Raw genomic sequence first — 13,337 nt, forward strand, 5'->3', positions numbered from 1 at the left:
GACCCCACCCATGGGCGAGATCAAGGTGGGTACCGCCTCCTGGACCGACCGGACCCTGTTGGACTCCGGTTGGTATCCGCAGACCGCCGACACGCCGGAGAGGCGGCTGGCCTACTACGCCCGGCAGTTCCCGCTGGTCGAGGTCGACGCCACGTACTATTCGCCACCGGCCGAGCGGACCGCCCGGCTGTGGGCCGACCGCACGCCGGACGGCTTCACCTTCAACGTGAAGGCGTTCAGCCTGCTCACCGGCCATCCCACCCGGCCCAGCGCGCTCTACAAGGACCTGCGGCCGGACACCGACAAACGCCACCTCTATCCGGACGACCTGCCCCGGCAGGCGTACGAGGAGGTGTGGACCCGATTCCTCAGCGCCCTCGACCCGCTGGTGCGCGCGGACAAGCTCGGTGCGCTGCTGTTCCAGTTCCCACCCTGGTTCACCATCCGGCGGGACAACAAGGAGTACCTGCGGGAGGTCGACCGGCGTTGCGCGCCGCTGCGGCCGGTCTTCGAGTTCCGGCACGCCTCCTGGTTCGACGGCGACAACGCCGAGGAGACCCTGGACTTCCTGCGGAAGCACGACCTGGCCTACGTCGCCGTGGACATGCCCCAGGGGCACCGCTCGTCGGTCCCGCCGGTGCTCGCGGCCACCGCCGACCTGGCCGTGGTCCGCTTCCACGGGCACAGCGACAAGTGGACCAGCAGGGACATCCACGAGAAGTTCGGCTACCGCTACTCCGACCGCGAACTGCGCGACTGGGCCCCTCGCCTACGCGACCTCGCCGCCGACACCCGACAGACCCACGTCCTGCTCAACAACTGCTTCCGGGACTACGCCCAGACCAACGCCCAACACCTCCAGTCCCTCCTCACCCCCTGACCCCCCGCCCCGCCCCCGCCCTCCCACCCCACCCCCGCCCCCGCCCTGTTGATCAAGAAGTTTGGGACCTGCCGAGTGCGAAAGCAGCGCCAAAACTTCTTGATCAACTCGGCGAGGGGGGCGGGGGGCAGGGGGTGGGGGGTGGGGGGTGGGGGTCATCCGGTGGGGGTGAGGGTGGGTCACCCGGGGGGTGGGGAGGGTGGGGGGTAGGTACCGAAGGTGGTGAACGGGGGGTGGTGGGCGATGACGGCTGGGGTGGTAGGGCAGCGACGACAGGGCGCGGTGCTGCGGGTCGTCGGCGCGTCCGGCCGGACCCGGCGGGCGCCACGAGCCGGGAGCAGCCCGGTACGACCCCGGGGCGGCCCGGTGGGGCCGCCGCGACGGCACGACGACCGACGGTGGGAGACCGATCTACGGGGGTGGACTGATGTCTGAGCGGTTCGAGTCGGCGGTCGAGTCCTCGATGGACAAGACCATCCTGATCCTCAAGGACATCGAGCGGGCGTACGGGTGGCCCAAGGAGCAGCGCAACCAGTCGTACGCGGCGCTGCGCACCGTGCTGCACCTGCTGCGGGACCGGATGCCGGTCCAGGAGAGCGTGGAGTTCTCCGCCCAGTTGCCGATGGTGGTGCGCGGCATCTACTTCGAGGGCTGGCAGCCGTCCGACGTGCCGATCAAACTGAACCGGGACGACTTCCTCCACGAGGTCCGCCAGGGCTTCCCGTACGACGTGCAGGGCGGCCCGGAGCGGGTGGTCCAGGTGGTGCTGGACACCCTGCGTCGGCACGTCACCCAGGGCGAGTGGGACGAGGTGAAGGACACCATGCCCGACGACCTCGCCCGGATCATGCCCTGACCCGTGCACCGGCGACACCGGCCCGCCCCACCACGCGTGGAGCGGGCCGGTCGGCCACCAGAGGTCGGGCCGGTCGGCTACCAGAGGTCGAAGTGGAACACCTCGAACGAGGTGCCGTAGCGTACGCCCAACCGGCTCCCCACCGGCCGCGCCCCGCCCTCCAGGAACTCCTCGGCGTCGAAGCTGCCGTCACCCAGCCCGGTCAGGTACGCCTCGTGCGCCTGGAGCGACGCCACCCCCTGGGCGAACGTCTCGGTGGTGTCCACCCCGTGCTCGGAGCGCGGCGACGAGGCCGCCCACACCTGACGGACGCCACCCCACGGCTCGACCTCGTCGGTGAGCTGCTCCGGGAAGATCCACCGGTTGCCGGCGTCGCGGACCGCGTCCAGCGTGGCCCGACCCACCGCGATGTGATCGGCCTGGTTGAGGGTGACCGCGCCGTCCCAGGTCTCCCGGAAGTTGTTCGTGATGACGATCTCCGGGCGGTGCCGGCGCACCACGGCCGCCAGCTCCCGGCGCAGCGGTACGCCGTACTCCAGGATCCCGTCGGGCAGGCCGAGGAACTCGACGACGTCCACGCCGACCAGCTCCGCCGAGGCGCGCTGCTCCTGCTCGCGTACCGTGCGGGCCTGCTCCGGTGCCATCCCGTCGATGCCCGCCTCGCCGCTGGTCACCAGGCAGTACACCACCTGCTTGCCCTGGCCGGTCCAGCGGGCGATCGCGGCGGCGGCGCCGAACTCCAGGTCGTCCGGGTGCGCCACGATCGCCAGCGCCCGCTGCCAGTCCTCGGTCACCGGGCTCAACGGCGTGTCCATCGGCACCTCCATCCGGTCGGGTCCGTCCATCCTGCCACCCGCCGCACCCAGGAACGGCACGTGTGGACCGGTTCCGGCGTCTACGGTGGGGTGCAGTGTGGTTAGAGAAGATCGGGCGCGGGGTAACACCCGCCGCACGACGCACCCGACCAACGGCGGGGGCGGGTTGATCCGAGGGAGCACGATGCCACTCAACGACGATGACATGCAGACCACCAGCGGCGGCGGGCTCGAAGGTCCGGCCGACGGCGGAGCGACCCCGGGCCAGCACGACGGTGGCGCGGACGGCAGCGCCGAGGGACCGGCCGACGGTGGGGCCACTCCGGGCCAGCACGACGGTGGCGCGGACGGCAGCGCCGAGGGTCCCGCCGACGGTGGGGCCACTCCGGGCCAGCACGACGGTGGCGCGGACGGCAGCGCCGAGGGTCCCGCCGACGGCGGAGCGACTCCGGGCCAGCACGACGGCGGCGCCGACGGCGCCGCGCGATAGGCGATGACGCGACTCGACCCGCCGGGCGGCCACGGCCGCCCGGCGGTCCCGTCCGTACCCCCGGACGCGGCACCCCGCGACACCGCGGCCCCGCACGGCGTCGCCGAGGCGGCGGCCCCCGGCAGCGGATCGGCGTCGACCGCCGAGGCGGCGTTGGCCCGCTGCGTCAGCGTGGAGCCGGCCAAGTTCGCCGCCGCGCACTGGGGCCAGACCCCGCTGCTGTCCCGCGCCGCCGAGCTGCCCAACCCGGCGGGCTTCACCGACCTGCTCAGCCCCGCCGACGCCGACGAGCTGCTCAGTCGACGCGGCCTGCGTACCCCCTTCCTGCGGGTCGCCAAGGACGGCCAGGTACTGCCGGCGGCGCGCTACACCGGCGGCGGCGGTGCCGGCGCCGAGATCGGCGACCAGGTCCTCGACGAGAAGGTCATGCGGTTGTACGCCGACGGGGCCACCCTCGTCCTCCAGGGCCTGCACCGCACCTGGCCGGCGCTGATCGACTTCACCCGTGACCTCAGCCTGGCCGTCGGCCAGCCGATGCAGGTCAACGCCTACCTGACGCCGGCCGGCAACCAGGGGTTCGCCACCCACTACGACACCCACGACGTGTTCGTGCTCCAGGTCGACGGCCGCAAGCACTGGCGCATCCATCCGCCGGTGCTGCCCGACCCGTTGGAACGCCAGCAGTGGGGCGGCCGGGCCGACGAGGTCACCGCCACCGCGCAGGGCGAGCCCGCGCTGGACGTGGTGCTCGAACCGGGTGACGCGCTCTATCTGCCCCGGGGCTGGCTGCACAGCGCCCAGGCCCAGGACTCCAGCTCCCTGCACCTGACCGTCGGCATCCGCGCGCTGACCCGGTACGCCATGGTCGAGGAGTTGCTCGCGCTGGCCGCCGAGGACCGACGGCTGCGGGCCACCCTGCCGTTCGGCACCGACCTGGCCGACCCGGACGCCATCGAGCCGGAGCTGACCGAGACCGTGGAGGCGCTGCGCGACTGGCTGCTGCGGGCCGACCCGGCCGAGGTCGCGGCCCGGCTGCGGCAGCGTGCCTGGCCGGCGTCGCGTCCGGCCCCGTTACGGCCGCTGGCGCAGGCCGCCGCGATCGCCGCGCTGGACGCCGACAGTCGGGTCACCGTCCGTCCCGGACTGCGGCGCCAGCTCGACGAGCAGGGCGAACAGGTGGTGCTGCGGCTGTTCGACCGCACCGTCACGCTGCCCGCGCAGTGCGCGGCGGCGCTGCGGGTCCTGCTCGCCGGTTCGGTCGTCCGGGTCGGTGACCTGCCCGGCCTCGACGACGACGCCGACCGCCTCACCCTCACCCGCCGCCTGCTGCGCGAGGCCGTACTCGTCCCCGCCTGATCGCACCGGCCCGGCACCGCACGCTGCCGGCCCCGGTCGACGCCGTGGCCACCCGGTCACGGCGCGGCGGGGCCACCGGGCCCGGTCACGGCGCGGCGGGGGCCACCGACCGAGTCAGGTCACGATCAGCAGGAGCAGCGTGGTGACCAGGCCGGCGACCACCACCACGATCACCGGGCGCGGGCTGAGCACCGCGTGCCGCCGGTCGGCCACCACCCGGGCCGGCACCAGCCCGATCACCGGGCCGAGCAGCGTCACCACCAGCGCCAGCACCGGCAGGCCCACGCCCAGCTCACCGTCGGCACGGCCACCCAGGGCCCGGGCGGCTGCCCCCAGCGCGTACGCGAGCACCGCGCCGCCCACCCCGCAGAGCGCCAGCAGGGGGTTCACGCTGCTCGGCAACTCGCCCGGCTGGCGGGTGCGGCGCAGCAGGTCCCGCGCCGCGTCCAGCAGCGGCATCGGATCGCCGGTGGCGTCCAGGGCCGGTGCCGGTGGGGTGCCCGCCCGCCGCCCGCCACCGCCGAGCCGGCTGTTCAGCTCCTGCCACAGCGCCGCCGACTCGGCGTCCACCAACTCCTGCGACTCGCGGGCCGCGGCCAGTTCCCGTTCGGCCCGGTTGACCTCGTCGGCCGACTCGGCCACCGCCCGGTCCGCCGCCGCGCACTGCTGGTCGTACCAGGCGTTCGCCTCGGCCCGCTGTTCCTGCACCCGGGCGGTCAGTTCGGCGAGCCGCCGGAGCTGGGCCGCATAGGTCTCACTGGTCACCGGTTCGTTCATCGGGCCGGTCCGTAGGGGATGATGGTCTGCCCGGTGCGGTGCACCGCCCGGTCGAAGAAGAGTCCCCGCCACGGTCGGGGATACCAGTCCGGCCCGCCGCTGCCCGGGTACAACGGCCCGCTGAGGTCCCCGCCGTGGGTGTCCAGAGCGACCCAGGCGCCGATCTGGTCGGTGCGGGCGCCGGTGCCGCCCAGGTCGGCCTTCATCCGCGCCACCCCCCGCCACCAGGCCAGCACGTGGGTACGCCGCTCCGGGCCGTCGTGCAGGATCCGGCGCAGGTGCTCCAGACCGGTGGACCTGCCGGCCCGCGCCGCGAGCGCGCCCGACGCCGCGTCGACGGCGAACAGCAGCAGGTAGTGCGGGACGCTGCCGGTGCCCGGTCCACCGATGCCCTCGGCGGTCTCGGCCATCAGCTCGGCCACCGTCTCCTCGTCGTACCAGGCGGCGTCGTCGGCGAGATCCTCGTAGAGCGCCCGGGCCGCCGGGTCGGCGTCCGGGTCGAGGCAGGCGATGGAGAACCGGGCGGTGCCGGGCCGGTGCTGCCGGGCCAGCGACCGGGCCGCCGCGTCCAGCACCGCACACGCCTCGTCGATCCGGGTACCCAGCACCGCCAGGTTGCGTCCGGGGGCGCGGGGCAGCCGCAGCGCCGCCGACCGGGCCTGCACGTCGATGATCTCGCCGAGCAGCGCGACCGGGCCGCGTGGCGTACCGACCTCCGGCGGGGTCAGTGCCCGGAAGTCCGGCGCCTCGGCCAACCGGGGGATCGCGTCGCCGTCGAAGAGGCGGGCCGGCGCCGCCTCGGCCGGGCGCATCCGCCACAGCCGGTGCTGCAACTCGCTCCAGGTCTCCCACTCGCTGGCCGACGGGATCCGGGCCACCTCGTTGCCCTCCGGCAGCCCCGACTCGGCGTTGACCACCGCGTGGAACTTCGGCAGCGACTGTGCGGCGTCGTTGCGTTCGGCGAGGATGCGCAGCGCCTTGGGCAGCGCGATGCGCAGGGTGAACTGGGCGACCAGCGCCGGACGGCCCCACAGCGCCTCGATGCCGCGTACGTCCTGCGACGCCAGCACCAGGTGGATGCCCTGCGAGCGGCCCCGGCGCGCCAGGTCCTCCAGCAGGTCGGCCGCCTCCCGGGCCACCGCGTCCCGGCCCGCCAGCAGCATCTGGAACTCGTCGACCACCGCGACGATCCGCGGCCAGTGCCCGGTCGGGTCCACCGCGCGCAACTCGGCCAGCTTGGTGACCTCGTGCTTCTTCGCCGCGTCGGCGCGACGGCGCAACTCCTCGGCGAGGAAGCGCAGCAACGCCAGGCCGAACTCCCGGTCGGTGTTGACGTTGATGCCGACCAGCCGCATGTGCGGCAGCCAGCTCGGGTCCCGCCGCCCCTTGGCGAACCGGGCGAAGGACACCCCCTCCTTGAAGTCCAGGAGGTAGAACTCCAGTTCGGCGGGGGAGTAGCGGGCGGCGAGCGCGCCGATCCAGGCGAAGATCAGATTGGTCTTGCCGGTGCCGGACGGGCCACCGATCAACGCGTGCGGCGGATAGTCGCCGAGGGTCAGCAGCACCGGCCGACCCTGTGGGCCCTCGCCGATCGGGGCGGTCAACCCGGTCGCCGAGTCCTCCTGCCACATCTGCTCCGGTGACGGCAGCAGGTCGGTGAAGGGGGTGGGGGCCGGACCGGCGCTGACCACCGAGGCGATCTGCCGGCAGGTCTCGGTGACCAGGGTGGCCGGTGGCGGCGGGTCGAGGCGTACCGGCAGGGTGCCGACCCGGGCGCCGTCGGCGGTGACCGCGATCCGGGTCAGCGCCGCGTCGTCGGGCAGCGGCACGCCGCGCACGATCAGATGGACGCCGCACGCCACCCCGGTGCGGACCACCCGGTCGAGCTGGCCGCGTTCGTGCCGGGACAACTCGTCGCCGCCGAGTAGCACCGCCACCCGCCACGGCTCCGGCCGGCGGCCGGTCGCGACGGCCAGCTCGCGCAGCGAGGCGTGCTCACCGGCGAGCACCGTCTCGTTGATCCGGCGGATCTGCTCCACCAGATCGTCCAGCAGGCGGCCCAGGCCACCCGGGCCGACGAAGGTGAGCAGCCCGGCGGTGCCCAGCGGGGCGAACCCGGCGAGCCCGCCGCCGAGCTGGTCCGGGTCGTAGCCGATCACCCGGACGTTGCCGGGCGCGGCCCGACCGAGGCTGCGCAGCAGGAGGGCCGACACCACGGCGGCACAGCCGTCCGGGTCGCCGTCGAGTGCCACGTGCCCACCGTCGAGCAGCGACACCAGCGCCGGCACCGGTTCGGCGTCGGGCAGCCGGATGGTGCCCACCCGGGTGGCGCCCGGTGGCTCGCCACGGGTCGCCGGGGTGGGTTGCCAACCCGGCCAGTCCGCCGACCCGGCACCCGGTGCCTCCCGGGTCGCCGCCTCGGCGGCCCGTCGGGCCAGGGTGGCCAGCCGCGAGGCGTGCCGGGCGTCGATCTCGGCGAGCCGCTTGTCCCGTTCGGCACCCACCCGCTCCGGTACGCCGGCCGCCGCGCGACGGATCCGCACCGCGCGGTCCCGGGCGGTGGCCAGCGTCGTCTGGGCCGTGGCGGACCGGGTGCGGGACGCGCCGAGGGCCTCGGCGAGCAGTTCCCGGACCCGGGCGACCAGCTGGCTGCGCCGGTCAGCCATCTACACCGCGTCCCGGTCGACCCGGAGGGGGCCCGCCGAACGGCCGTGCGCCGGGTGTGTCCGCGCCCGAACCGCCGTGCGCGCTCGCGCGAGGTGCGCTCGTGCGGGGTGTGCTGCCGGTGTGAGGAGGGGACCCCTTTACTACCTCAGGCGTTAGCAGGGGGCCCTTCCTTTCACCATCGTCGGCGGGCAGGTCGCGCCCGAGGCGGTCGAGCAGGACGCCGGTGAGCACCCCGGCGGTGACCGCCGGGTCGGCGGCGTGCGGCTGCTCGTCCTCGCCCCGACGCGGCGGAGGCATCCGGCAGACCCGGGTCAGCAGCGTGTCCAGCACCGGGGTGGGCAGGCCGGGGAGCAGGTCCCGGACCCGGCCGTCCAGCTCGCGGCGCAGCCGGGACAGATCGTCGCTGCGCGGCGGATGGCCGAGCAGTTCGGCGGCGAGGTCACGCAGCAGCGGCGGAGCCACCGCGGCCAACCCCAGTCCGACGTCGGCGTGCGCGCCGCGCAGGTCGCGGTGCAGCCCGTCGCGGTCACCGGACCGGACTCCGCGGACCACCCGGCGCAGCAGCTCCTGGGAGTCGGAGATGCGTTCGTCGGGACCCTCGGCCGGGCCCTCCCGCCCGCCGGTCAGCTCCGCCACCCGCACCGACCACCAGCGGCGCAGCCGGACCTCACCGGGCGCCTCCGGCGCGTCGGCCACCGGCTCGGCGCTCCGGGGGGCGTCGTGCGCCGGGCGCCGCTCCTGGTCACCGACCGGCGGCGGCGCGGCCCCGTCGGGAGCCAGCCCGATCGCGGCCAGGTACGCGGTGAGCTGCTCCTGGGCGACGCGCAGCGCGTACCCGGCGGTCTCGGCGTGCTCGGTGGCGGCGGACAACTCCGGTACGCCCATCGGGTTGGCCGACTCCTGGCGTACCCAGCGCAGCCGCTCGGAGGCCAGCCCGAACTTCTCCAGCGCCTGCCCCAGCAGGCCGAGCGGAAGATCCTCGGCGGCGGCCCGGACCTGTGCGCCGACGTCCTCGACGATGGACACGCCCGCCCCTACAGCGTCGCGACGTACTGCTGGGCCTGCTCGACCGCGACGAGCGTCGCGGCGAGGCACTCCTCCAACTCCTGGCTGGCCTGCGTCAACGACGCCTGAGCCGCCTCGACGGTGGTGTGTCCGCTGCCCTCCAGCGCGCCCGCCAGCGTCTGTTGCGCCTCGGCCAGTTTCTCGCCGGCGGCCTGCACGGCGCTCTGGCCGTCACCGATCTGCTGGAGCGCGACATCGATGGCTGCCTTGAGCTCGGCGACGCTCGCCACGCGGAACCTCCTGGGGGCGGGGAGGACTCCATTAGAGCCTATGCCGGTCGGGGGACGAACATACCCTGTCAGTGTTGCTGCCCTACTGACCGGTTGTCGACCGCAGGCGCGGCGAGTCCGATTCGTGGGACCCGGGGTCGGACGATCACGCAGGGCGATCGTCCCGGGCCGTGCCCGCCCGGTCAGCCGCGCAGCCAGCGGGGCCCGTACACCTCCGCGCCGAGCGCGGTGACCCGCTCCCGCAGCGCCCGGTCGGCGGTGACCACCAGGCGCCGTCGGTCGCCGGCCTCGGCGACCAGCTCGACCACGGCGTCGTCACCGGAGGCGTCGGCCGCGACCACCCGGACCCCGTCGACGCCGGGTACGCCCCGCGCGGCGCCCTCCACCACCAGCACCACCTCGACCGGCGGGGACAGCTCCGGCGGTACGCCGCGCCCGCCCACCGGGGTCAGCGTGTCCCGTAGTCGGGCGGTGGCCCCGGCCCGGTCCCGCCACCAGCCGTCCGGGCGGGACCCGACGACGTTGGCGGCGTCCACGATCAGCAGCGGGGTCGTCGTCTCCATCCGCTCACCCTGCCATTCGGGCGGTCGCCCCGCCCGCCGGCACGCCCGGTCGGCGTTTCGCGTGGTCCCGCCGCCCGGCGACGTCCCGTGCCGCCACCCGTGGCCGTCCCGCCGGTGCCCGCCGGTGGCGTTTGTCCGGCCTGGGGCCGGGTAGCCCGTGCCGACCGTCTCGCGCCGACCGCGGAGGACAGAGATGATGGGACCCGGCGACTTCGGCTCCGACCCGTGGGACGAGTTCCTGGCGCGGTACTTCGGCCGGGGCGAGGGTGGGCGACGCCCCGCGCACCGGGTCGACATCACCCGGTTGATGACCGCCGACGCCCGGGAGATGCTGGCCGACGCGGCACGCCGGGCCGCCCAGAAGCAGAGCAGCGACCTGGACACCGACCACCTGCTGTGGGCGGCGTTGCAACGCGAGCCGCTGCGTGACCTGGTACGCCGGGCCGGTGCCGACCCGGACACGCTGCTCAACGCGTTGGGCGGGCGGGCCGACGGCGCCCCGCAGGGCGACGTGCCGCCCAACCTGTCGCTCACCCCGGCGGCCAAGCGGGCGCTGCTCGACGCCCACCAGCTCTCCCGGGCGATGGGGGCGAACTACATCGGTCCCGAGCACATCCTGATGGCGTTGCCGCTCAACCCGGAGTCGCCGGCCGGTCGGATGCTCGCCGCCGGCCGGATCCAGCCGGAGTCGTTGCAGGCCGCCAACGCCGAACGCGGCCCGATGACCAACCCGCGCCCGGACCGGGGCACGCCCACCCTGGACCAGTACGGCCAGGACCTCACCGACCTGGCCCGCAACGACCAGATCGACCCGGTGATCGGGCGCGCGGACGAGATCGAGCAGGCGGTGGAGATCCTGTCCCGACGGACCAAGAACAACCCGGTCCTGATCGGCGAGGCGGGCGTCGGCAAGACCGCGATCGTGGAGGGACTGGCCGAGCGGATCTGCGACGGCGACGTGCCGCAGACCCTGCTCGGCAAGCGGGTCGTCCAGCTCGACCTGGCCGGGCTGGTCGCCGGCACCCGCTACCGGGGCGACTTCGAGGAACGCCTGAAGAAGGTGATCGACGAGATCCGTGCGCACCGCGACGAGCTGATCATCTTCCTGGACGAGATCCACACCCTGGTCGGCGCGGGCGGCGCCGGCAGCGAGGGTGGGATGGACGCGTCCAACATGCTCAAGCCCGCGCTCGCGCGGGGCGAGTTGCGGGTGATCGGTGCGACCACGCTGGACGAGTACCGCCGCAGCATCGAAAAGGACGCCGCGCTGGCCCGACGGTTCCAGCCGGTCTTCGTGCCGGAGCCCACCGTCGAGGACACCGTCTCCATCCTGCGCGGCCTGCGCGACCGCTATGAGGCCCACCATCAGGTGCGGTTCACCGACGAGGCGTTGGTCACCGCCGCCGAGCTGTCCGACCGGTACGTCACCGACCGCTTCCTGCCGGACAAGGCGATCGACCTGATCGACCAGGCCGGCGCGCGGGTCCGGCTGCGGACACGGACGCCCGCCGCCGACGTACGCGACCTGGAGCAGCAGCTTGAGGAGGTGCGCCGGGACAAGGAACAGGCGGTCGCCGACGAGCAGTACGAGCGCGCCTCCACGCTGCGCGACCGGGTCTCCGAGCTGGAACGGCAGGTGCAGCGCGCCCGGGGTGAGGACGGCAACGACAGCCAGGTGCCCGAGGTGGGGCCGGACGAGATCGCCGAGGTGGTCTCCCGGGCCACCGGCATCCCGGCCAGCCAGCTCACCGAGGAGGAACGGGACCGGCTGCTGCGCCTGGAGGGGCACCTGCACGAGAAGGTCGTCGGGCAGGACGACGCGGTCGAGGCGGTCGCCGAGGCGGTCCGCCGTTCCCGGACCGGCCTGGCCGACCCGAACCGGCCGATGGGCAGCTTCCTGTTCCTCGGCCCCACCGGGGTGGGCAAGACCGAACTGGGCCGGGCCCTGGCCGAGGCGTTGTTCGGTGAGGCCGACCGGATGGTCCGGGTGGACATGAGCGAGTTCCAGGAACGGCACACCGTCAGTCGGCTGGTCGGCGCCCCGCCCGGCTACGTCGGGTACGAGGAGGCCGGTCAGCTCACCGAGGCGGTGCGCCGCCGCCCGTACGCGGTGGTGCTGCTGGACGAGATCGAGAAGGCCCACCCCGACGTCTTCAACATCCTGTTGCAGGTGCTCGACGACGGGCGGCTCACCGACAGCCAGGGGCGGACGGTCAACTTCAAGAACACCGTACTGATCATGACGAGCAACCTGGGGTCGGAGCTGATCACCGGCAGTCAGCGCGCGGTCGGCTTCGGCACCGGCGAGCCCGGTAGCGAACAGGAGAGCGACGAGCTGCGGGAGCGGCTGATGCGTCGGCTCCAGGAGAACTTCCGGCCGGAGTTCCTCAACCGCATCGACGAGGTGATCATCTTCCGTCGGCTGGAGGCCGAGCAGTTGCGGCAGATCACCGGACTGCTGCTGGAGGAGACCCGACGTCGGTTGCACGCCCAGGACATCGAGGTGGACTTCACCACCGCCGGGGTGGACTGGCTGGCCGAACACGGCTACCAGCCGGAGTTCGGTGCCCGGCCGCTGCGCCGGGTGATCCAGCGGGAGGTGGACAACCACCTGTCCCGGATGCTGTTGGAGCAGCAGCTCTCGCCCGGTCAGAAGGTCACCGTGGACGCCCGGGACGGCCGGCTCGCCTTCGACGTGGCGGCCGGCGCGCGCGGGCACGCCACGGCCGGCACCACCCACCCCCGCTGACCGGCCGGGAACCGACGATCGGAGGGGCTAGGCGATGACGGAACCGGACGAGGCCCGGGACGACGAACGCAGCGACCCGATCCTGGCGCCGCCGACCGCCAACCCGGCCCGCGTGCAGGTGCCGGCGGAGGGGCTGGGCGGGCAGACCGACGAGGGGCACCCGGACGACGCCGGGTCGCCACCCGGAGAGGAGGCGTGATGGCACGCGAGCAGCGGCTCGACCCGGAGGTGGAGGTGCTCTGGGAGGACTTCCACGCCGAGGTCAACGTGCCCTCCGAACAGCTACGGCAGTGGCTGCTGACCCGGGGGTCCGGCGAGGAGGCGTTCGGCCCGGACCCGGATCTGAACCTGCCCGAGCCCGGTCGGCAGATCCTCGCCGTGCTGCGCAAACGCAAGGTGGACCTGACACCCGACGACGTCGAGGTGATGCGGGAGGCGGTGGAGCGGATCCGGTCGCTGGCCGCGGACAAGCCGCGCCGGGGCAACGCCGACGACGAGTGGCGGCACGCACTGCTCGACCTCGGACACGACGTCCTCGTCGAACGCTGACGCCGGTTCGCGCGGGGTGCGCGTGGTGAAAAGGAGGGGTCCCATGCTATACCGGAGGCGTTAGCAGGGGATCCCTCCTTTCACACCTGCGCGGCCGGGCGCTACTCGCTCCCCAGGCTGCCGATGGTCAGGCCGACGGCCTCCCCGGCGGCCTGCCGCTCGGCGCGGGTCTGCTCCTCCCTGGTGATCAGGTTGGCGTACTCGGCCAGGTCCGCCGGGTCGGGCACCTCCGGCACCCGGCGCAGGAACGCTTCCACCTCCCGGACGGCGGCGGTGTGCGCGGCGGCGGCCCGGCGCAGCACCTCACGGTCGTCGGCGGCGGGATAGAGGTCGGTCATGT

The 13,337-nt window shown here is 74.1% G+C and carries 14 protein-coding genes; 7 read left to right on the forward strand and 7 right to left on the reverse strand.

What is annotated here, in order from left to right:
- Positions 1-10: 10 nt before the first annotated feature.
- Together ACQVFL_RS12210 and ACQVFL_RS12215 are read left to right on the forward strand one after the other, a co-directional pair.
- Complete coding sequence (locus ACQVFL_RS12210) at positions 11-880, forward strand: DUF72 domain-containing protein (RefSeq protein ID WP_431729387.1); 870 nt, start codon at positions 11-13, stop codon at positions 878-880.
- A gap of 427 nt (positions 881-1,307) precedes the next feature.
- On the forward strand, positions 1,308-1,736 hold the full coding sequence (locus ACQVFL_RS12215) for a DUF2267 domain-containing protein (protein ID WP_431729388.1): 429 nt from the start codon (positions 1,308-1,310) through the stop codon (positions 1,734-1,736).
- 77 nt (positions 1,737-1,813) lie between these two features.
- Here ACQVFL_RS12215 and ACQVFL_RS12220 read toward each other — a convergent pair whose 3' ends face one another.
- Entirely contained in the window at positions 1,814-2,581 is a 768-nt protein-coding gene (locus ACQVFL_RS12220; RefSeq protein ID WP_396694846.1) for a PIG-L deacetylase family protein, read from the reverse strand.
- Positions 2,582-2,735: 154 nt separating this feature from the next.
- Between ACQVFL_RS12220 and ACQVFL_RS12225 the strand changes: the two genes are divergently transcribed.
- On the forward strand, positions 2,736-3,041 hold the full coding sequence (locus tag ACQVFL_RS12225) for a hypothetical protein (RefSeq protein ID WP_176094334.1): 306 nt from the start codon (positions 2,736-2,738) through the stop codon (positions 3,039-3,041).
- Positions 3,042-3,044: 3 nt separating this feature from the next.
- On the forward strand, positions 3,045-4,397 hold the full coding sequence (locus ACQVFL_RS12230) for a cupin domain-containing protein (RefSeq protein WP_431729389.1): 1,353 nt from the start codon (positions 3,045-3,047) through the stop codon (positions 4,395-4,397).
- A gap of 114 nt (positions 4,398-4,511) precedes the next feature.
- Here ACQVFL_RS12230 and ACQVFL_RS12235 read toward each other — a convergent pair whose 3' ends face one another.
- From ACQVFL_RS12235 to ACQVFL_RS12255, 5 genes are all read right to left on the reverse strand, one after another.
- A complete protein-coding gene (locus ACQVFL_RS12235) occupies positions 4,512-5,174 on the reverse strand; it encodes a hypothetical protein (RefSeq protein WP_396694841.1) in 663 nt (220 codons plus the stop codon).
- Positions 5,171-7,840: an FtsK/SpoIIIE domain-containing protein gene (locus ACQVFL_RS12240; protein ID WP_431729390.1), complete on the reverse strand. Its 2,670-nt coding sequence runs from the start codon at positions 7,838-7,840 to the stop codon at positions 5,171-5,173. Before ACQVFL_RS12240 ends, ACQVFL_RS12235 begins: the two co-directional genes overlap by 4 nt.
- A complete protein-coding gene (locus ACQVFL_RS12245; RefSeq protein ID WP_431729391.1) occupies positions 7,833-8,867 on the reverse strand; it encodes a hypothetical protein in 1,035 nt (344 codons plus the stop codon). The genes ACQVFL_RS12240 and ACQVFL_RS12245 overlap by 8 nt, the downstream gene beginning before the upstream one ends.
- An 8-nt stretch (positions 8,868-8,875) precedes the next feature.
- Positions 8,876-9,136 (reverse strand): hypothetical protein, encoded by a 261-nt coding sequence (locus ACQVFL_RS12250; protein ID WP_131053345.1) that lies wholly within the window; start codon positions 9,134-9,136, stop codon positions 8,876-8,878.
- 182 nt (positions 9,137-9,318) lie between these two features.
- Complete coding sequence (locus tag ACQVFL_RS12255) at positions 9,319-9,699, reverse strand: hypothetical protein (protein WP_396694835.1); 381 nt, start codon at positions 9,697-9,699, stop codon at positions 9,319-9,321.
- Positions 9,700-9,892: 193 nt separating this feature from the next.
- On the opposite strand from ACQVFL_RS12255, the gene ACQVFL_RS12260 reads away from it, so the two are divergent.
- From ACQVFL_RS12260 to ACQVFL_RS12270, 3 genes are read left to right on the forward strand one after another with little or no spacing between them, the layout of a single operon-like run.
- Positions 9,893-12,448 carry an ATP-dependent Clp protease ATP-binding subunit gene (locus ACQVFL_RS12260; protein ID WP_396694833.1) on the forward strand — a complete coding sequence of 852 codons (2,556 nt, stop codon included), beginning with the start codon at positions 9,893-9,895 and terminating at the stop codon, positions 12,446-12,448.
- Between the two features lie 34 nt (positions 12,449-12,482).
- The gene (locus tag ACQVFL_RS12265) at positions 12,483-12,647 is read left to right on the forward strand and encodes a hypothetical protein (protein WP_350697378.1); all 165 of its coding nucleotides are present in this window, start codon (positions 12,483-12,485) and stop codon (positions 12,645-12,647) included.
- Positions 12,647-12,997: a DUF3140 domain-containing protein gene (locus ACQVFL_RS12270; RefSeq protein WP_396694831.1), complete on the forward strand. Its 351-nt coding sequence runs from the start codon at positions 12,647-12,649 to the stop codon at positions 12,995-12,997. Before ACQVFL_RS12265 ends, ACQVFL_RS12270 begins: the two co-directional genes overlap by 1 nt.
- Positions 12,998-13,098: 101 nt before the next feature.
- Here ACQVFL_RS12270 and ACQVFL_RS12275 read toward each other — a convergent pair whose 3' ends face one another.
- Positions 13,099-13,335 carry a hypothetical protein gene (locus tag ACQVFL_RS12275; protein ID WP_431729392.1) on the reverse strand — a complete coding sequence of 79 codons (237 nt, stop codon included), beginning with the start codon at positions 13,333-13,335 and terminating at the stop codon, positions 13,099-13,101.
- Between the last annotated feature and the right edge of the window lie 2 nt (positions 13,336-13,337).

The sequence above is a fragment of the Verrucosispora sp. TAA-831 genome (genome assembly GCF_050780145.1).
Lineage (GTDB): Bacteria > Actinomycetota > Actinomycetes > Mycobacteriales > Micromonosporaceae > Micromonospora.

Coding starts and splice junctions, on each gene's coding strand:
- ACQVFL_RS12210 (WP_431729387.1), top strand. CDS start 11: ATGGGCGAGATCAAGGTGGGTACCGCCTCCTGGACCGACCGGACCCTG.
- ACQVFL_RS12215 (WP_431729388.1), top strand. CDS start 1,308: ATGTCTGAGCGGTTCGAGTCGGCGGTCGAGTCCTCGATGGACAAGACC.
- ACQVFL_RS12220 (WP_396694846.1), bottom strand. CDS start 2,581: ATGGACGGACCCGACCGGATGGAGGTGCCGATGGACACGCCGTTGAGC.
- ACQVFL_RS12225 (WP_176094334.1), top strand. CDS start 2,736: ATGCCACTCAACGACGATGACATGCAGACCACCAGCGGCGGCGGGCTC.
- ACQVFL_RS12230 (WP_431729389.1), top strand. CDS start 3,045: ATGACGCGACTCGACCCGCCGGGCGGCCACGGCCGCCCGGCGGTCCCG.
- ACQVFL_RS12235 (WP_396694841.1), bottom strand. CDS start 5,174: ATGAACGAACCGGTGACCAGTGAGACCTATGCGGCCCAGCTCCGGCGG.
- ACQVFL_RS12240 (WP_431729390.1), bottom strand. CDS start 7,840: ATGGCTGACCGGCGCAGCCAGCTGGTCGCCCGGGTCCGGGAACTGCTC.
- ACQVFL_RS12255 (WP_396694835.1), bottom strand. CDS start 9,699: ATGGAGACGACGACCCCGCTGCTGATCGTGGACGCCGCCAACGTCGTC.
- ACQVFL_RS12260 (WP_396694833.1), top strand. CDS start 9,893: ATGATGGGACCCGGCGACTTCGGCTCCGACCCGTGGGACGAGTTCCTG.
- ACQVFL_RS12265 (WP_350697378.1), top strand. CDS start 12,483: ATGACGGAACCGGACGAGGCCCGGGACGACGAACGCAGCGACCCGATC.
- ACQVFL_RS12270 (WP_396694831.1), top strand. CDS start 12,647: ATGGCACGCGAGCAGCGGCTCGACCCGGAGGTGGAGGTGCTCTGGGAG.
- ACQVFL_RS12275 (WP_431729392.1), bottom strand. CDS start 13,335: ATGACCGACCTCTATCCCGCCGCCGACGACCGTGAGGTGCTGCGCCGG.